Origin of the sequence: Azospirillum sp. TSH58, from assembly GCF_003119115.1 — a bacterium.
In the GTDB taxonomy this organism is placed as follows: Bacteria; Pseudomonadota; Alphaproteobacteria; order Azospirillales; family Azospirillaceae; genus Azospirillum.
Map to the genome: position 1 here is coordinate 1,665,635 of NZ_CP022367.1, position 17,688 is coordinate 1,683,322.

The window sequence follows — 17,688 nt, forward strand, 5'->3', positions numbered from 1 at the left end:
CGGGGGAGGGTTGGGTGGGGGCCCGACGCGACCACTTTTCCTTATCAGCGAAGCCCAGCCAGCACCTTGTCCAGCGTGATCGGGAAGTCGCGCACGCGCACGCCGGTCGCGTGATGGATGGCGTTGGCGATGGCGGCGGGAACGCCGACGATGCCGATCTCGCCGACCCCCTTGGCGCCCAGCGCGTTGACCATGTCGTCGTGCTCCTCGACGAACAGCACGTCGATCTCCGGCACGTCGGCGTGCACCGGGACATGGTACTCCGCGTAATCGTGGTTCATCACGCGGCCCAGCCGGTGATCGGTGAAGGCCTCCTCCTCCAGACCCATGCCGATGCCCCAGACCACGGCGCCCTGGATCTGGCTGCGCGCCGTCTTGGGATTGATGATGCGCCCGGCGGCGATGGCGCTGACCACGCGGGCCACCCGGACGGTGCCGAGATCCTCGTCCACCCGGACCTCCACGAAGACGGCGGAATGGGTGGCGAAGGTGTGCCGCGCCCGCGCCAGCAGATAGGGCAGGGCGCGCGCCTCCTCCTCGATCGTCAGCGTGCCGGAGCCGCGCATCACGTCGGTGATCGACAGCCGCCGCGACCGGTCGTCCCGGACGATCAGATGGCCATCGGCAAAGACGACATCCTCCTCCGCCACACCCTTCAGCGGGCTGTTCTCCAGCTTGCCGGCCAATGTGACCAGTTGTGACCGCACCCGGTCGCACACCGCCTTGACCGCCGACCCGACGGTGGAGACGGTCCAGGACCCGCCCTCGATGGGAGCGGTGGGAAGCGAGGAATCGCCCAGGCAGAAGGTCACCTCCTCGATCGGCAGGCCCAGCACGTCGGCGGCGATCTGCGTCATGACGGTGTAGGTGCCGGTGCCGATGTCCGCGGTGGCGCTCGACACCACCAGCTTGCCGTCGACTCCCAGGACCGCCTTGGCGGCGGCCTGCCCCTGCATGGCGTCCCACACGCCCGCCGCCATGCCCCAGCCGATCAGCTCCCGCCCGTCGCGCATCGATCGCGGCGCGGGGGTGCGCTTCGCCCAGCCGAACCGCTCCGCGCCGTGCTGGAAGCAGGCCCGCAGCTCCTTGCTGGAAAAGGGGTTTCCGGTGTTTGGATCGGTCTCGGCGTAGTTCTTCAGGCGAAGCTCCACCGGGTCCATGCCGAGCTTGCAGGCCAGCTCGTCCATGGCAATCTCCAGCGCCGGGACTCCGGTCGCCGCACCGGGCGCGCGCTGGTCCAGCGGCGTGTGCACGTCCAGCCGCGACAGTTTGTAGTCCAGCCGGACGTTGTCGCAGGCGTACTGCTGGCCCGACCAGTTGACGACGACCTCCACGTAATTCTCGTTCCGCGAGCTTTCCTGCACCGCCTCGTGGATCAGCGCCCGCAGCGTGCCGTCGCGGTCGGCACCCAAAGCCACCCGCTGGATGGTTTCGGGCCGGTGGCCGAAGCTGAACATCTGCGGACGCGACAGCTCCACCCGGACGGAGCGTTTCAACTGCGTCGCCGCCAACATGGCCATGAAGAGCTGGTGCTGAGGCCGCAAGCCCGAGCCGAAGGCGCCGCCGACGAAGGGCGACATCACCCGCACGGCGGATTTTGGCAGGCCGAAGACGTTGCAGATGTAGGTGTGGCAGTTCTGCGCGCCCTGGGTCTTGTCGTGGACGGTCAGCGTGCCGTCATCGTGGTGCAGGACGGTGGTGGCGTGCATCTCCATCGGGTTGTGGTATTCCGCCGCCTGGGTGAACTCTGCGTCCACCTGGACTGGCGAGTCGAGGAAGGCCTGCTCCGGGTCGCCGCGCGGCTTCGGCGGGGGCTGGAAGCCGCCCTTGTCCTTGCCGGGGGTGAAGGTGTTCACGCGGTTGGCGCGCAGGTCGGTCTGGTGGGGGGCCGCCTCATACTCGATGTGGACGAGGCGGGCGGCGTAGCGGGCCAGCTCGAAGCTCTCCGCAATCACCAGCGCCACCGGCTGGAGCGCGTGGTGGATCTCCGCGTCGTAGAGCGGACGGAAGGGCGCTCCCTTGGGCGCGTCGTCGTCCTTCCATTTGCGGTCGAACCAGGCGAGGCTCGGCCGGTTCTCGTGGGTGAAGACGTGGATGACGCCGGGCAGGGCGAGCGCCGCCGCCGTGTCGATGCGGGTGATCCGGCCGCGCGCGATGGCGCTGGAGACGATGTAGCCGTGGGCGAGGTCCGGCAGGGTGAATTCGGCGGCGTAATGGGCGTTGCCGGTCACCTTCTTGCGCCCGTCCACCCGGCTGACGGGCTTGCCGATGGGGCCGTTGGGCTCCTTGAGGAAGCCGGGGATGCTGGGAATGGCGATCATGGGCGGGGCGCTCCCTTGCGGTCTGCGGCTTCGGTCAGGGCGCGGACGATGGCGCGCTCGGCCAGTTCGATCTTGAAGCTGTTGTGCTCGTGCCCCTTGGCGTCGCGCAGCAGCACGCGCGCGGCGGCGCGGAACCGGTCGGGCGTGGCGGGTTTCCCGATGAGGGCGGCTTCGGCCTCCGGGTCGCGCCAGGGCTTGTGGGCGACCCCGCCCAGCGCCAGCCGGGCGTCGCGGACGGTGTCCCCATCCATCTCCAGCCCCGCCGCCACCGACACCAGGGCGAAGGCGTAGGAGGCGCGGTCGCGGATCTTCAGATAGGTCGAATGGTCGGCGAAGCCCCTGGCCGGCAGGTCGATGGATGTCACGAGGTCGCCCGGCCGCAGGACCGTGTCGATTTCCGGGCGGTCGCCGGGCAGGCGGTGGAACTCGGTGAAGGGGATACTGCGCTCGCCGTCCGGCCCGGTCACCTGGACGACCGCTTCGAGCGCCGCCAGCGCGACGCAGAGGTCGGAGGGGTGGACGGCGATGCAGTGGTCGCTGGCGCCCAGGATGGCGTGGATGCGGTTCACCCCGCCGATCGCGCCGCAGCCCGACCCCGGCTCCCGTTTGTTGCAGGGGGTGGCCGTGTCGTAGAAGTAATAGCAGCGTGTCCGTTGCAGCAGGTTGCCGCCGTTGGTCGCCATGTTGCGGAGCTGCGCCGAGGCCCCGGCGAGAATCGCCTTGGACAGCATGGGGTAGCGGGTCTGCACGCGCTCGTCATAGGCGGTGTCGGCGTTGCGGGCCAGCGCGCCCAGACGCAGGCCGCCCTCCGCCGTCTCCTCGATCCGGTCCAGTGGCAGGCGCGAGATGTCGACCAGCTTTTCCGGCCGCGCCACGTCGGACTTCATCAGATCGAGCAGGTTGGTCCCCCCGGCGACGAAGACCGCTCCGGAGGCGCCGGCCCGTCCGACCGCGTCCGCCGCGCTGCCGGCTCGGGTGTAGGTGAAGGATCTCATGGCGCGCCCTCCGCCTTCGGGGCGGCGGTCGCCATGGCCTGCCGGATCGCCGCGACGATGTTGGGGTAGGCCCCGCAGCGGCAGAGGTTGCCGCTCATCAGTTCGCGGATCTCATCGTCGGTGGTGGCCTTGCCCTCGGCGATCAGCCCGGCGGCGGAGCAGATCTGGCCCGGCGTGCAATAGCCGCACTGGAAGGCGTCATGCTCGATGAAGGCTTCCTGGAGCGGGTGGAGCGAGTCGCCGGTGGTCAGCCCTTCGATGGTGGTGACCTTGCGGCCGTCCTGCATCGCCGCCAGCGTCAGGCAGGCGTTGATGCGGCGCCCGTCCACCAGCACGGTGCAGGCCCCGCACTGACCGTGGTCGCAGCCCTTTTTGGTGCCGGTCAGGTCGAGGTGCAGGCGCAGCGCGTCCAGCAGGGTCGTCCAGGGGGCGAGGTGAAGTGTCCGTTCCACCCCGTTGATGTTCAGCGTGACGGGAATCGGTTCGGGAGGAGGGGCGGGGGTCGGGCGCAGGCTGGCCTTGAGCTGTGCCATGGAGACTCCGGATCTGCGGGGGAGCGCCGGACGCCGTTACGACAAAGGGCGGCGCCGGCTTCACATGTCCGGACAACAGGAGGTTTGCACCGCCGTTCCGCAGCCGGAACGAACCGGCCGGGAACGGACGCTGCCGCACCTCGGGCACAGGCTGAAAGGTTGGGGTTCGGCGGTCCGCGGTTACTTCTTCGCGGGGCCGGCGATGCCGGACTTCTCCGCGGCGTCCAGCAGGGTGACGACCTCCGGGGCGACCCACCAGCGGCAGCGCTTGCGCTCGTCGCTCGACACGGCGATGACGCGGTCGATCAGGCGGGATTCGGAGGCGCCGAACGTCTTCTGCTGCCGAAGGGCGGACTCGATCACCCCGGCCAGCGCGATGTCGAGCGCGGTGATCTCGATGGGATAGCTCAGCATGTCCGCCAGATCGGCGAGCTGCCCCAGCGTCCGCAGCCCCTCCGCGGCACCGGTGGAGGACAGGCGGCGGAAGACCGTGGCGACGTGGTTGCCGTCCTCGGCCCGCCACGGCTTGCCGGAGGACACGATGCCGCGCCGCGCCAGCTGCGCCTGGAACTCGTTGACGAAGCGCACGCGCTCGATCAGCGGGTCCAGCACGCTGTGCATGGTCAGCGCCTCGATCCGTCGCGCCAGGACGGGGGCGAGATCCTCGTGCACCGCGTTGCTCAACTCGCGGAACGCCTGATGGACCATGTTGCGTTCGCGGTCGGTGGTGTCCAGTTCCAGCGCGTGGACGGCGTCGTACCAGGCCAGGAAATGCTGCAACTGGGCGGAGGGATGGTCGCGGTCGTCCACCGCGTCCGCCACCAGCAGGCCGGGCTTGCTGAGGAAGCTGCCGGTCAGCGTCGTCTTCAGCGTCTCCGCGGCGACGAGGAGGCGGCCGATGATCGCGTCCTTGGCGACGGCGATGGGGAAGGCCTCGAACAGGCGGGTCGCCAGGGCGGCGTCGTCCCGCCGGTGAAGACCGGCCACCGCGAACATGGCCGCTCCCTCGCGATTGCAGTCGCCGCGCCGCACCATCTCCCGCGCCAGACGCACCGGGTCGCCGTGCAGCAGTGACGGCAGGGGCTGGTCCGCCCAGGCGGGGGCGGCATGAAGGATGGTTTCCATCCGCTCCAGCTCCGCGCGGGCGACGCCCTCGCGTTGGCGGACGCCGTGGCGTTTCAACATCTGCGCGCGGAAGCCCGACACCTCGGCCAGGAAGGCGGTCGCCTCCGCCGGCGTGGCGCGCAGGCGGGCCAGCACGGCGAGGCTGCGCTGGCGCAGTTCGTCCGCCCAGCCCTGCGCCTCGGCGGAGGCGAAGATCTCGTTCAGCGGCTGGTCCTTGGCGAGCCGGGCCACCGTCTCCTGGACGCGGCCGACCAGAGGCTCCATGCGCGGGGCCAGGGCGAACCACCAGGCGCTGACATCGGCCAGATGCAGGGCACCGGCCAGCCGGACGCCGCTGGTCAGCAGGGAATCGTCGCGCAGGATCAGCGCGTCGAACAGGCCGGTCCAGACCCGGCGCGCGTGTTCGGACCGCCGCCCGTTCAGCATGGTGACCAGCATCTGGGCGACCGGCTCGGCCATGTCCTCCAGATACCCGTCGCGGATCATCTTGTAGAGCTGGAGCTTCTGGACATGGTCCAGCGGGGCCAGGACATCGGACACGCGCTTCAGGCTGTTGTCCCGTCCACCGGGCAGATCGGGCAGGGCGAGGTGGAGCGGCATGGCCGTCACCGCGTCGGGCGGAGCGCCGTCGACAGCCTGTGTCTCTTTCGACATCCGAAGCTTTGCCATGGTCGGACCCATCCGCATCGAAGCGTGTGGAAATTCAATCTAAGATCGATTGGATATGGTTGTTAGAATATGCCTAAAAAGCCTAACGAATCGCTAAGCGGTGACAAAGATAGAATTTTGCAGCTCTATGACGAAATGTGACAAGGCTGACGAAGCGGAAAGCGAAGATGATTCATTGACCGTTACATTTAAAGCACAACCCAAGCGGTCATGCCTCATCCCTTCAGCGGGCGGTTCCGTCCGGGCTCCGCGGGCTTGCGCGCGGGGATGGGGGGTGCGCTGCGCTCCCGCCCCTCCTCCCCGAGAAAGCCCTGCGCCGCGACGACGGCGGAGCGCCAGGGGCGGTCCATCGCCATCCAGTTCTCGAAGGGCAGGCGGTCGAAGGGCAGGCCCGGCCCGGAACCGGAAAACAGGCCGGAGATCATCCAGCCGGCCAGCAGCGTGACCGCCAGCTGTTCCGAGAACCCGCCGGTCTTCAGGATGGGCAGCGCGAAGTTGCGCCGCCGCTTGATCGGCCACAGCAGCGGCAGCCCCGCCGGGGTCAGCAGGTCGCCCGCCAGATGGGTCAGATAGCCGATCAGGAAGGGCAGGATCAGGTGCGAGTAGTCCGCATACTCGTGCAGGACCCACAGGCAGCCCACGATGGCCAGCGTGGAATGGGTGACGCCGCGATGCCCGAAGACGGCGGAGATCACGTTCGACAGGGGCCGCATCAACTGGCCGAGCGTCGATTTGGGATGGTCGATGTCCGGCGCCAGCGACCCGATCACCGCCGCTCCGAACGCCACCACGTCGAAGGGCAGGCCGAAGCGCGCCGACGCGTAGAACCACGCCGCCCCGCCGACGATCATGTGGGAAGAGGCCATCATGGGCGGTCACCGCCGGACGAGCGATGAGGCACAGGGCGTCAGAACGCGCGAAGGCTGTGCCTGGGTGACGGCCACTCTGTCGGATGCTCCCGGATTCCTGGTTCCTAACTTTAGGACAGAAGTCGCGACCACACAATCGCGGCCTGATCAAGAGGGATTCCGAAATAACATGGCGCCTATGCGTTCACACCGTTGGTTGAGGAGCGCCGAGCCCGTCAGCCCGCCGGGCCTCGGGTGCAGGTGGCGCCGATGGCGCGCAGGGCGTTGCGCACCCGGCCGACGCTCTCGCGGTCCGGCAGGCTGTACCAGGTGATGGTCAGGGCGACCGGGGCGGCGCGGCGCAGGCCGTGCACGTCGCCGGGGGCGGCCTCGACGACGCGGCCCTGGCTGCCGACGAACCAGCGCCAGCGTTGGCCCTCCCCGTCGGCCAGCGACTGCCAGACTTCGCGGGAGTCCCGGTAATAGGCCCCACCCCCGGCATCCGCCGCGTCGGCGTAGAGGTAAAGCGGGTTCTCCGGCGACAGGGACAGCAGCAAATGCTGGACGGACCGCGGCCCGCCGGTGCGGATGACGGCGTCGGGAAGCGGCTCGTCGCCGTCCTGGCCATAGTCGAACATGGTGGAGCCGCGGTGCATCGGTCAGTCGGATTGGGCTTGAGGGGTCAGCCGGGCTGGAGGAATTCGACCTCGACGAAGACGATGTCGCTGTCCCCATCGTTGATGACGTTGTGGCTGACGCCGGCCTTGCGGAAGTAGGAGCGGCCCGGCTCCAGCGGGAACTGGCGGGCGTTGCCGTCGGGATCGACGATGGTGAAGGCGCCGGCGGTCACCGGGACGATCACATAGTCGTAGCCATGCACATGGGCGCCGGTCTCGGCACCCGGAACCAGACGCCATTCGGTGACGCGGGTGCGCTCGTTCTCGACATGCTGCGTGGAAACCGCCTGGGGACGGGTGCTCATCGCTCGGTGCCCTCCTTGCTCTTCTCGTTGGTGCTTTTCAGAAGAACAATTCGTGTACCACGAAGCCCAGGCCGCGCCCAGATGGAAGCGCGCCAAGCGCTTGCATGGCGGACTCCTTTGGCGAGCGGCCCCCCTCCTTTGGGGGATGCCTACCTACGATTGAATCCGTGACCCGGCGACTCCCCGCAGCTTAGCCTTGCCCGTCCGTACCGCGGAAACCGTCAGGGAGGGGCGACAGGCCGGCATGCCAGCGTTGAGGAGCCACCAGACCCTGGTCGCCGGCGTCGCCGCGGCCATCGCGCAGCGGCAGACGGACGTGCGGGACGTTCTGGCCGCGGTGACGCCGGGTGGGGGAAAGTCGCTGCTGCCGGTGATCATGGGGGCGGCGCTGATGCGCGCCGGGCTGATCGACCGCATCTGCTGGATCGTGCCGCGCGACAGCCTGCGCCGGCAGGCCGAGGAAGCCTTCGCCGACCCGCGCTGGCGCGAGGCGCTGGGCCACGGGATCGCGCTGCGGGCGGCGGAGAACGGGCGCGATCCCTGCCGCGGTCTGCAAGGCTACGTCACCACCTATCAGGCGGTCGCCGCGGCCCCGGACCTGCACCTTCAGGAGTTCCGCCGCCACCGCTACCTGCTGGCGGTGGACGAACTGCACCACCTGCCCGCCGTCGCCGACACCGCAACGGCGGCCACGGCGGAGGACGAGACCGCCTGGAGCCGCTCCATCCTGCCGCTGCTGGAAAGCGCCGCCGCCCGGCTGCTGATGAGCGGCACGCTGGAGCGGGCGGACGGGCGCCCCATCCTGTGGCTGCCCTACCGCGCCCCGCTGGGGGTGCGGCGGGTGCGCGAGATCGACTTCAAGGCGCCGGGTTGGGCCATCGTCGGCTATTCGCGGCGGCAGGCGCTGGCCGAGAAGGCGATCCTGCCGGTGACCTTCGGCGCCATGGACGGCACCGCCACGTGGCTGGACGCGGAGCGGACGACGCGCAGCGTCGACGCGCTGTCCCGCGCCGGGGAGAACACCCGCGACGCCCTGTTCACCGCGCTGCGCACCGGCTTCGCCCAGGCCATGCTGCGCGAGGCCTACCGCTCCTGCCGCGAGCATCGCGCGAAGCGGCGGGCGGCAGGGAACGGTTCCGGACATGAGGGGGCTGGGCATGAGGGGGCGGGGTTGGGCAAGCTGCTGGTGATCGCGCCGGACCAGGAGACCGCCCGCAACTACCTCGACACGCTGCGCGGCTGGATGCCCGGCGCGCAGGCGGCGCGGATGGCCCAGATCGCCATTTCCGAACGGCGCGACGCGCAGGAGGTGGTGGCCGCCTTCCGCCTGCGTCCGGAACCCGCCGTGCTGGTCTCCGTCGCCATGGCCTATGAGGGTCTGGACGCGCCGGCCATCTCGCACGTCGCCTGCCTGACCCACATCCGCTCCCGCCCCTGGCTGGAGCAGGCCATCGCGCGGGCCACCCGTGTCGACCCCCACGCCGGCGCCTACGAGCAGCAGCGGGCGGTGATCTACCACCCCTCCGACATGATGTTCGAGCGGTTCCGCCAGATGGTGGAGACCCAGCAGGGCACGCGGGCGATGGTGAAGACCCGGCGCCAGCACGAACTGCCCTTCGAGCGCACGGTGGAGGCGGAGCCGGAGATCATCCCGCTGGAATCCAACGCGACGGCCCTGCGCTTCGCGGTGGTCGCTCCCGGCCCCGATTTCGGCAATCCGCCGCCGGGCCACGATTCCGCCGACCGTCCCGCACCCGACCGCGCGGCGAAGGACGGTGTCCAGGTCCCCAGCGCGGTGGAGCACCATCTGCGCCAGCGCATCGGCCAGATCGCGGCGGCCCAGGTGATCGAGGACCAGGACAACAACCTCGTCGCCGAGGGGCCGGTCAGCTACCACACCTACAACGCCGTGCTGAAGCGCTGCATGAACAAGGCGCGGTCGGAAATGACGCTGTCGGAGCTGGAGGCCGCTCTCGGCTGGCTGGAGCGCAACCGCATCTCCGACCATCTGCATCTGATCGCCGACGACCCGCAATACCGCTGGTCGAGCCGCCGCAAGGCCCGTGGGGCGGGGTCGGTCACCGCCTTCTCGAAACCGGCCCGCCGGGCGCCGCCCCCTGGAACGGGGAAGCCGGCGTCCTAAATAACGCACGCCGCCACACTTTTTTGCAGGAGCGAAGACGCAGGCCTTCGTGGAGAGTGTCGGCCCGTTCGCCACCCGTGGAGGTTACCGGTGCGTTTCGCGAGGCCGCTCAATATTCTTCTCGTGGAGGATGACTCGCTCACCGCCATGGCGATGGCCCGCATGCTGGAAATGGCCCATTGCACGGTCACCACCGTGACGGACGGCGAGGCCGGCCTGAATGCCCTGGCCGATGGAGCCTTCGATGCGCTGATCACCGATCTGGTCATGCCCCGTCTGGGTGGCGAGGCGATGATCCGCCAGTTGCGCCGCGACCGGCCCGGCCTGCCCATCGTCGTCCTGTCCGCCTCGCCGCCCGAGGACGGCATACCCGGCCTGCAGGACGGGGAGGGCGGACCGCTGGTGATCCTGAGGAAGCCCGTCCTGGCGGGGGAACTGCTGGCGGCGATGGACGAAGTGTTCCTGAAGACTTGACCGGGGGGCGATCAGGCCTTCTTCTTGCCGAAGCTGATCTTCGGCTCCTCGCCCTTCAGCAGGCGCTTGATGTTCGCGGAATGGCGGATGGCGACCAGCACGGCGATGAACAGGCACAGCCCCGCCACCAGCGGCCCGCCGAAGATCCAGCCGACGATCGGGCTGAGGCCCAGCGCGGTCAGGGCCGACAGCGACGAGATCTTGAACAGGAAGGCCATCGCCAGCCACGTCGCGCAGGCGATCACGCCGACCGGCCAGGACACCGCCAGCAGCACACCGAGCGCGGTCGCCACGCCCTTGCCGCCCTTGAAGCCGAGCCAGACCGGGAAGCTGTGGCCCAGCATGGCGCCGCCCGCCGCGAAGACCGCCGCCTCCGGCCCCGCCCAGGCGAGGGCGAGCAGGGCGGCGATGGCGCCCTTGCCGCTGTCCAGGATCAGGGTGGCGGCGGCCAGCGGCTTGTTGCCGGTGCGCAGCACGTTGGTGGCGCCGATGTTGCCGGAGCCGATCTTGCGGATGTCGCCCAGCCCGGCCAGCCGGGTCAGCACCAAGCCGAAGGGGATCGAGCCCAGCAGATAGCCCAGCAGGGCCGAGATGAGGAGAGTCACCCGGTCAGCCCTCGAACTGCCAGACGGTGCGCCCGTCGACCACGGTGCGCAGCGGGCGGCCCTGGACGGGACGGTCCTCGAAGGGGCTGTTCTTCGACTTCGACTTGAAGGCCGTCACGTCCACCTTCCACGGCACCTCCAGGTCGAAGGCGATCAGGTCGGCGGGCGCCCCCTTGGCGATGCGGCCGAGCGGCAGGCCGAGGATCTCCGCCGGCTTCACGGTCACGCAGGCCAGCGCCTTCAGGAGCGGCATGGCGCCCTTGTGCACCAGTTCCAGCGTCAGCGGGAACAGCGTCTCCAGCCCGATCACGCCGCAGGCGGCCTGGGCGAAGGGCAGGCGCTTCTGGTCCTGGTCCTGTGGCGTGTGGTCCGACGCGATGGCGTCGATGGTGCCGTCGGCCAGACCTTCCACGATGGCCCGCCGGTCCATCTCGCCGCGCAGCGGCGGGGAGACCTTGGCGAAGGTGCGGTAGTCGCCGACGTCCGTCTCGGTCAGGGCGAAGTAATGCGGGGCGGTGTCGCAGGTCACCTTCAGGCCGCGCGCCTTGGCGCGGCGGATCAGGTCCACCGACTCGCCGGTCGTGACATGGGCGAAGTGCAGCCGGCCGCCGGAGAGTTCGAGCAGGCGCAGGTCGCGCTCGATCATGATGATCTCGGCCTCCCGCGGGATGCCGACGAGGCCGAGGCGGGTGGCGCGCTCGCCCGAATTCATCATGCCGCCGCTGGCGAGGCTCGGCTCCTCCGGATGCTGGACGATCAGCTTGTCGAAGGTGCGGGCGTAGCTCAGCGCGCGGCGCATCGCCTTGGCGCTGGCGATGGCCTTGGTGCCGTCGGTGAAGGCCACGGCCCCGGCGCGGGACAGCAGGCCCATCTCGGTGATCTCGTTGCCTTCGGTCCCGCGGGTGGCGGCGGCGTAGGCGAAGACCTTGACCAGACGCACCTCGCGGGCGCGCCGGGCGATGAACTCCAGGCTCGCCACCTCGTCGGTCACCGGGTCGGTGTTGGGCAGCAGGACCACGGCGGTGATGCCGCCGGCCACCGCGGCGCGCGACGCGCTCTTGATGGTGTCCTTTTCCTCCTCGCCGGGCTCGCCGATCAGGACGCGCATGTCGACGAGGCCGGGGGCGAGGCACTGACCCTGGAGGTCCACGACCTCGATCCCCTCCGGCACGCCGTCGGCGAACAGGGAGGGGCCGAAATCGGCGATCTTCGCGCCGTCGGTCAGCAGGTCGCCCCGCTGGTCCAGGCCGCTGGCGGGGTCGAGCAGGCGGGCGTTGCGGTAGGCGACGCGGGTGTTGGCGTTAGGCATTGTTCCCCCGGCGATCGCGGGTGAGAAGGTCGAGCACGGCCATGCGGACGGCCACGCCCAGCTCCACCTGATCGAGGATCATGGAGCGCTTGAGGTCGTCGGCGACCTCCGAATCGATCTCCACGCCGCGGTTCATCGGGCCGGGATGCATCACCACCGCGTGCGGCTTCGCCACCGCCAGCTTCTCGTAATCGAGGCCGTAGAAGTAGAAGTACTCGCGGGTCGAGGGGACGTACTGGCCGCTCATCCGCTCGGTCTGGAGGCGCAGCATCATCACCACGTCGGCGTCCTTCAGGCCGGTCGCCATGGAGTGGTGGACCTCGACGCCCAGCCGGTCGATCTGCGAGGGGATCAGCGTCGGCGGCGCGACGACACGGACGCGGGCGCCCATGGCGTTCAGCAGATGGATGTTGGAGCGCGCGACGCGGCTGTGCAGGATGTCGCCGCAGATCGCCACGATCAGCCCGTCGAGGCTGCCCAGGCGGCGGCGGATCGCCAGCGCGTCCAGGAGCCCTTGCGTCGGGTGCTCGTGATGGCCGTCGCCGGCGTTGATGACCGAGCAGTTGACCTTGTCGGCCAGCAGCTTCACCGCTCCCGAATCGGCGTGGCGAACAACCAGCGCGTCGAGGTGCATGGCGTTCAGCGTCATCGCCGTGTCGATCAGTGTCTCGCCCTTCTTCACCGAGCTGCCGTCCGACGACATGTTGATGACGTCGGCGCCGAGCCGCTTGCCGGCCAGCTCGAAGCTGGTGCGGGTGCGGGTCGAGTTCTCGAAGAAGAGGTTGACGATCGTCCGCCCGTCGAGGAGCGACGACTTCTTCGAGGGCTGGCGGTTCTGCTCGACGTAGCCGTCGGCGAGGTCGAGGATGGTGGTGATCTCGCCAGCCGTCAGCCCCTCGATGCCAAGGAGGTGGCGGTGCGGGAAAACCGTCGTGGAATGGGGCGATCCGGTCATGGGCCGGGACTATAGGAGCGGTCCCGGACGCCCGCAAGCGCGCCCTATGACCTTTTCTACAGGTAAGCGATGAGCCGCCCGCAGGCCAGGGCGCCGACCCACAGCGCGAGCGAGGCCGCCCCCGCGAAACGGGCGCCCGGCGGGGGCCGCTCCGACAGGTTCCACGCCGCCATGCGCCGCCCGGCGCGGCTGTGGAACGCCAGGATGTTCAGCAAGGCCAGCCCGATCAGCGCCAGTTTCGCCAGGAAGGCCGGGTTGCCGGCCAGGGCCGTCGCCTCCGTCGTGAAGAGGAGGAGGCCGGTGGGAACCGCCAGGGCGAATCCGGCCACCGCAACCGGCAGGAGCAGCCGCGCCAGCGCATCCGCCGGCAGCAGCGGCGCCCTGACCCCCATCAGCCGCAGGTCGAAGGCCAGGATCGCCCCGACCAGAAGCGCGAAGCCGAGGATGTGCGCGATCTCGACCAGCGGGTAGAGCCAGACCGATTGGCGCAGCGACTCGCCGAGACCGGAGGTCTCCAGCGCGACGAGCCAGCCGGGGCCGGTGGGGCCGAGATCGTGGTCCATGGGGCGACCGGGCGCGGGGGCCGCCGTCAGCGCAGCTCGATGGTCTTGTCGGCGGCGGTGATGCGCTCCGCCCGCAGCTCCGCCGGGTCGGACTTGGCGGGATAGCCGACCACCGTCACGGTCTGGCCGGGCTTGATCGAATCGGCGGGCAGGCCGCGCGTGCTCATGCGGCTGGGCGGGGCGAGCACGACGTGCCAGAGCTTGCCGTCGGCCTGGAGGTTCAGCATGGCGTGCGGGTTGTTGAAGGCGATCTGCTGCACGGTGCCGGTCAGCGTCATCTCCTGGCCCGACTCGTAGCCGCCCCAGCCATGGTGGGCGGCGGCGGGCCATGCCAGCGAAGCGGACAGCAGGGCGGCGAGGGCGAGTGGGCGTGCGGGCGTCATGGCGCAACCTTTCCCCGGTCAGGCGTCTGTTCAGGCGTCTGGGGAAGAGGTTGTGGCGGACTCGGCGGCGGACAAGGCCCGGCTGTGGCCGGCGTCAGGCTTGGGGGCGGGATCGGCGGCGGCCTCTTCGAACAGCCAGTCGCGGAACGCCTTCACCTTCGGGCGCGAGAAGTAGTGGGGCGGGGCGGCGACGTAGTAGGCGTAGTTGCCCGGCAGATGGACGTCGAACAGCCGCACCAGCCGCCCGGCGGCCACATCGTCCGCCACCAGGACGCCGCGCGCCAGCGCCACGCCGCCGCCTTCCGCCGCGACCTGGAGCAGCAGCGCCGAATCGTCGAAGCGCGGGCCGCGGGCGTGGTCCAGCCCCTCGATCCCCGCCGCCTCGCCCCAGGTGCCCCAGGTGATGAAATAGTCGTCGTGGAGCAGCGTGTGGTGGCGCAGATCCTCCGGACAGCACAGGGGGCGGGGGCCGTTGAGAAGCGACGGGCTGCACACCGGGTAGATGTCCTCGGTCATCAGCCGCTCGCAGCGCAGGCCGGGCCAGTTGCCGGCGCCGAAGCGGATGCCGATGTCCACGTCCTGCTGGGTGAAATCCACGAGCTGCGGGGTGGTGTGCAGCCGCACCTCCAGCTCCGGATGGCGGGCCTGGAAGCGGCCCAGCCGCATGACCAGCCACTTCGCGGCGAAGCTGGGCATGGTGGAGATGGTCAGCGCGCCGGACCCGTCCATGCGGAACAGCCGCTCCGTCGCGTGCGACAGCGTGTCGAGCGCGTCGCGCACCGGCGGCAGGTAGGATTGCCCGGTCTCGGTCAGGATCAGCGCGCGGTTCATCCGGCGGAACAGCGGCATGCCCAGCCATTCCTCCAGCCCCTTGATCTGATGGCTGACGGCGGCCTGGGTGACGTGAAGCTCCTCCGCCGCCTTGGTGAAGGACAGGTGCCGGGCGGCGGATTCGAAGGCGCGCAGGGCGTTCAGCGGCGGCAGGCGGCGGGCCATGGAGCGACTCCGGGACACGGGCTTCGGATTAGTTTTCCTAATCCAAACTATGAGAAAGCGTCGTTTGTGCGCAAGGACCGGGTGGCCCATCCTCCAGTCACGGAACACAGTCCGGAACGTCGGACGACAAGCTCCGACGACGACCGGACATACGAGGAGACGCGGTCATGGCCCAGAGCATGAATAACGGCATGGATGGCAGCATCAACAACACCCGCACGGACGCGCAGGCGCCGTCCGGCCAGGGGATCGGCCAGGGGATCGGCGGCGCGCTGGTCGCCCTGTTCGACACGGTGGCGACCTGGAACGAGCGGCGGCGCCAGCGGCGCGCGTTGGAGGCTTTGCCCGATCATCTGTTGCAGGACATCGGCCTGTCCCGCGCCGACGCGGTGACCGAGGCCGACAAGCCCTTCTGGCAGGGCTGACGAACCCCATCGAGGAAACGGACGGGAGCGGACCGATGAGCGACGGCGGAGTTCTGACGGGCGGGTGTCTGTGCGGTGGCGTGCGGTACACGGCGACCGAACGCCCCTTGGGGGTGGTGAATTGCCACTGCGGCCAATGCCGGCGCTTCCACGGCCATTTCGGCGCCTACATCACCATTCCGCGTGAGACGGTCGTCATCGACGCGCAGGACAGCTTGTCCTGGTACCGTTCCTCGGCGAAGGCGCAGCGGGGCTTCTGCTCGCGCTGCGGGTCTTCGCTGTTCTGGAAAGGCGATGAGTCGGACCTGTTCGACATCGCCGCCGGCACGCTGGACCAGCCGACCGGTTTGACGACGCTGCGGCATATCTATGCCGAGGACAAGGGCGACTATTACGCCATCGACGACGGGCTGGAGCGCTTCCCCCAGGGGGCGCCGGAGCCGCCGTGACCCATTGGGCAACCCCTTGCGACCGTTTCAGCCGAGGAGGCCATGGATGGTTTCGACCATGGTCTTGGAGTTCGCCCTGGCGTAATCATCCAAGCCGTTGGAGATGATCACGCCGACGACTCCGCCGTTGCCGTCCTTGCCGTTCGTCAGCGCGTAGGCATTGGCCGAGCCTCCCGGACTCCAGCCGCCCGCACCGTCCAGCGCCGCGCCGAGCGCCGAGGCCCTGATGCTGGACAAGGCGCCTTGAGCGTCCGCGCTGGCGCTCTTCAAATCGACGAGAGAACCGTCGGCGCCGGGCTTCTTGCCGCTGTCGAACAGGATGCGGAGGTTTCCACCTTTCTCCGCGCCATTCGGCAGGAAGGTGATGTCGAACATTCCGGTGGTTCCGCCGCCGGTGTTGGTCCACAAGCTTTCCCCGGTCGTTTGCAGCATGTCGGCTACGGCCGGGGGCATTTCGGGTTCGATCAGTCCGTTCTTCTCCGCCAGGTTCTTGATGGCGGTCAGCGCGGCTCCGCCCGCCGCCCAACCGTTCCGGTCGGCGCTCAGGCCGAAGGTCTGGTCGACGAGATCGCGCACCTTGCCCCGATAGTCCGTATGCTTCTCCCGCCACTCGGCATGGGCTGCCATCGCTTCGGGCGTGAAGCGTTCCGCGTCCGCGTCCAGTCCCGGTACCGTCCTCGCGGCCGCTTCAGCTTGAGCCAGCGAGTCGGCGGTCACGGTGAAGCTGATCGCGTTGCTCATCCGGAATTGCGCTTCGGCCGACAGGCTCACCGTGTCCATAGGCCCGGAGGCGGGTGGTTCCGGCGATGACGCTGTCGCAACCGGAGCGTTTCCTGACGCCTTCGCCGAGGGCGCCAGGGAAGGGTTTGAACGATAAGGCGTGGCGGCGGTGATGGTCATGGCTGCGCAAACCCTGACGATGAACTATCCAGGGTAGCATTGCGGGTGGCGCCTAACGAATCCTTAAAAAGCGGCGGCCCCTCACCCCGCCAAGGCGACGACCAGCGGCAGCGTGGCGGCGGAGGCGAGAGTCTGGACGGTGATGATGCCGGCCACGAGCGCGTGGTCGCCGCCCATCTGCCGGGCCAGGACATAGGAGCTGGCCGAGCAGGGCAGGGCGTTGAACAGCACGGCGATGGTCAGCGGCAGACCGTCCACCCCCAGCCACAGCCCGGCCAGCGCCGTCGCGGCGGGGACCAGCAGCAGCTTCAGGACGCTGGACAGCGCCACGCCGAGCCCGGCGCTGCGCGCCGCGGCGAGGTCCAGACCGGCGCCGACCGAGAGCAGACCCATGGGCAGGGCGGCCCGTGCCAGGATGCCCACCACGTCCCCGACCACCGGAATTCGGCCGATCCCGCTCAGGTTCAGGGCGGCGCCGATGGCGACGGCGATGATGATCGGGTTGCGCAGGATGCCGGATACGACCGCGCCGACGCCGCTGCGCGGCTGTGCTCCCTCCGCCACGCGCCCATAGCGCACCATCGCCGTGACGCAGAGCAGGTTGACCAGCGGCACCACCACGGCGATGCCCACCGCCGTCAGCGTCAGCCCGGGGGACCCGTAGAGGGCACTGGCCCCCGCCAGACCGACATAGGTGTTGGGCCGGATCGCCCCCTGGAACACCGAGGTGAAGGCCGGACCGTCCAACCCGATCGGGCGCCGGACGGCGAGCGCCAGGGCGGCGCCGGCGAAGATCCCCGCCGCCATCGTTCCGCCCATCGAACCCATGGACAGCGCGCGCAGATCGGTCCGCGTCAGCTCGTCCACGATCAGGCAGGGAAAGAACAGCAAATAGGTCAGCCGGTCGAGCGACGGCCAGGCGGAGTCGGGGATCACGGCGCGGCGGCGCAGCCCCTGGCCGAACAGGATCAGCAGGAAGATCGGGGCCAGCGCCCCGGCGATGGGCAGCATGG

At 69.6% G+C, this 17,688-nt stretch carries 19 protein-coding genes; 4 read left to right on the forward strand and 15 right to left on the reverse strand.

The window, feature by feature from the left end; all coding sequences use genetic code 11:
* Positions 1–44: 44 nt before the first annotated feature.
* From TSH58p_RS28995 to TSH58p_RS29025, 7 genes are all read right to left on the reverse strand, one after another.
* Complete coding sequence (locus tag TSH58p_RS28995; RefSeq protein ID WP_109070414.1) at positions 45–2,321, reverse strand: xanthine dehydrogenase family protein molybdopterin-binding subunit; 2,277 nt, start codon at positions 2,319–2,321, stop codon at positions 45–47.
* Positions 2,318–3,316 (reverse strand): xanthine dehydrogenase family protein subunit M, encoded by a 999-nt coding sequence (locus TSH58p_RS29000; protein ID WP_109070413.1) that lies wholly within the window; start codon positions 3,314–3,316, stop codon positions 2,318–2,320. Before TSH58p_RS29000 ends, TSH58p_RS28995 begins: the two co-directional genes overlap by 4 nt.
* Entirely contained in the window at positions 3,313–3,849 is a 537-nt protein-coding gene (locus TSH58p_RS29005) for a (2Fe-2S)-binding protein (protein WP_109070412.1), read from the reverse strand. The genes TSH58p_RS29000 and TSH58p_RS29005 overlap by 4 nt, the downstream gene beginning before the upstream one ends.
* Before the next feature lie 180 nt (positions 3,850–4,029).
* The gene (locus tag TSH58p_RS29010) at positions 4,030–5,628 is read right to left on the reverse strand and encodes a hypothetical protein (RefSeq protein ID WP_247874069.1); all 1,599 of its coding nucleotides are present in this window, start codon (positions 5,626–5,628) and stop codon (positions 4,030–4,032) included.
* 230 nt (positions 5,629–5,858) lie between these two features.
* Positions 5,859–6,512, reverse strand: a complete 654-nt coding sequence (locus TSH58p_RS29015) for a metal-dependent hydrolase (RefSeq protein ID WP_109070410.1) — start codon at positions 6,510–6,512, stop codon at positions 5,859–5,861.
* A gap of 215 nt (positions 6,513–6,727) precedes the next feature.
* Positions 6,728–7,147 (reverse strand): hypothetical protein, encoded by a 420-nt coding sequence (locus TSH58p_RS29020; protein WP_109070409.1) that lies wholly within the window; start codon positions 7,145–7,147, stop codon positions 6,728–6,730.
* A gap of 26 nt (positions 7,148–7,173) precedes the next feature.
* Positions 7,174–7,473: a cupin domain-containing protein gene (locus tag TSH58p_RS29025; protein WP_014198409.1), complete on the reverse strand. Its 300-nt coding sequence runs from the start codon at positions 7,471–7,473 to the stop codon at positions 7,174–7,176.
* 244 nt (positions 7,474–7,717) lie between these two features.
* Between TSH58p_RS29025 and TSH58p_RS29030 the strand changes: the two genes are divergently transcribed.
* The gene (locus TSH58p_RS29030) at positions 7,718–9,616 is read left to right on the forward strand and encodes a DEAD/DEAH box helicase (RefSeq protein WP_199230141.1); all 1,899 of its coding nucleotides are present in this window, start codon (positions 7,718–7,720) and stop codon (positions 9,614–9,616) included.
* 90 nt (positions 9,617–9,706) lie between these two features.
* The gene (locus TSH58p_RS29035; protein WP_109070408.1) at positions 9,707–10,090 is read left to right on the forward strand and encodes a response regulator; all 384 of its coding nucleotides are present in this window, start codon (positions 9,707–9,709) and stop codon (positions 10,088–10,090) included.
* 11 nt (positions 10,091–10,101) lie between these two features.
* On the opposite strand, the gene plsY is transcribed toward TSH58p_RS29035, so the two are convergent.
* Genes plsY through TSH58p_RS29065 form a run of 6 tightly spaced genes read right to left on the reverse strand, consistent with a single transcriptional unit; the run spans position 10,102 to position 14,901 of the window.
* Positions 10,102–10,695 carry a glycerol-3-phosphate 1-O-acyltransferase PlsY gene (gene plsY, locus TSH58p_RS29040; RefSeq protein ID WP_109070407.1) on the reverse strand — a complete coding sequence of 198 codons (594 nt, stop codon included), beginning with the start codon at positions 10,693–10,695 and terminating at the stop codon, positions 10,102–10,104.
* Between the two features lie 4 nt (positions 10,696–10,699).
* Positions 10,700–12,004 (reverse strand): dihydroorotase family protein, encoded by a 1,305-nt coding sequence (locus TSH58p_RS29045; RefSeq protein WP_109070406.1) that lies wholly within the window; start codon positions 12,002–12,004, stop codon positions 10,700–10,702.
* Positions 11,997–12,959, reverse strand: coding sequence for an aspartate carbamoyltransferase catalytic subunit (locus TSH58p_RS29050; RefSeq protein ID WP_109070405.1), 963 nt, complete (start codon positions 12,957–12,959; stop codon positions 11,997–11,999). Before TSH58p_RS29050 ends, TSH58p_RS29045 begins: the two co-directional genes overlap by 8 nt.
* A 56-nt stretch (positions 12,960–13,015) precedes the next feature.
* Positions 13,016–13,522 (reverse strand): hypothetical protein, encoded by a 507-nt coding sequence (locus tag TSH58p_RS29055; RefSeq protein ID WP_109070404.1) that lies wholly within the window; start codon positions 13,520–13,522, stop codon positions 13,016–13,018.
* A 26-nt stretch (positions 13,523–13,548) separates the two neighbouring features.
* Complete coding sequence (locus tag TSH58p_RS29060; RefSeq protein WP_109070403.1) at positions 13,549–13,905, reverse strand: DUF6152 family protein; 357 nt, start codon at positions 13,903–13,905, stop codon at positions 13,549–13,551.
* Between the two features lie 30 nt (positions 13,906–13,935).
* Positions 13,936–14,901: a transcriptional regulator GcvA gene (locus TSH58p_RS29065; RefSeq protein WP_109070402.1), complete on the reverse strand. Its 966-nt coding sequence runs from the start codon at positions 14,899–14,901 to the stop codon at positions 13,936–13,938.
* Positions 14,902–15,068: 167 nt separating this feature from the next.
* Here TSH58p_RS29065 and TSH58p_RS29070 point away from each other — a divergent pair, with 167 nt between their 5' ends.
* Positions 15,069–15,326 (forward strand): DUF1127 domain-containing protein, encoded by a 258-nt coding sequence (locus TSH58p_RS29070; protein ID WP_109070401.1) that lies wholly within the window; start codon positions 15,069–15,071, stop codon positions 15,324–15,326.
* Positions 15,327–15,361: 35 nt separating this feature from the next.
* A complete protein-coding gene (locus TSH58p_RS29075; protein WP_109070400.1) occupies positions 15,362–15,775 on the forward strand; it encodes a GFA family protein in 414 nt (137 codons plus the stop codon).
* Between the two features lie 27 nt (positions 15,776–15,802).
* Here the strand turns inward: TSH58p_RS29075 and TSH58p_RS29080 are convergent, their stop codons facing one another.
* On the reverse strand, positions 15,803–16,675 hold the full coding sequence (locus TSH58p_RS29080; RefSeq protein ID WP_146205886.1) for a hypothetical protein: 873 nt from the start codon (positions 16,673–16,675) through the stop codon (positions 15,803–15,805).
* An 81-nt stretch (positions 16,676–16,756) separates the two neighbouring features.
* Positions 16,757–17,686, reverse strand: coding sequence for an AEC family transporter (locus TSH58p_RS29085; protein ID WP_109070398.1), 930 nt, complete (start codon positions 17,684–17,686; stop codon positions 16,757–16,759).
* Positions 17,687–17,688 lie beyond the last annotated feature (2 nt).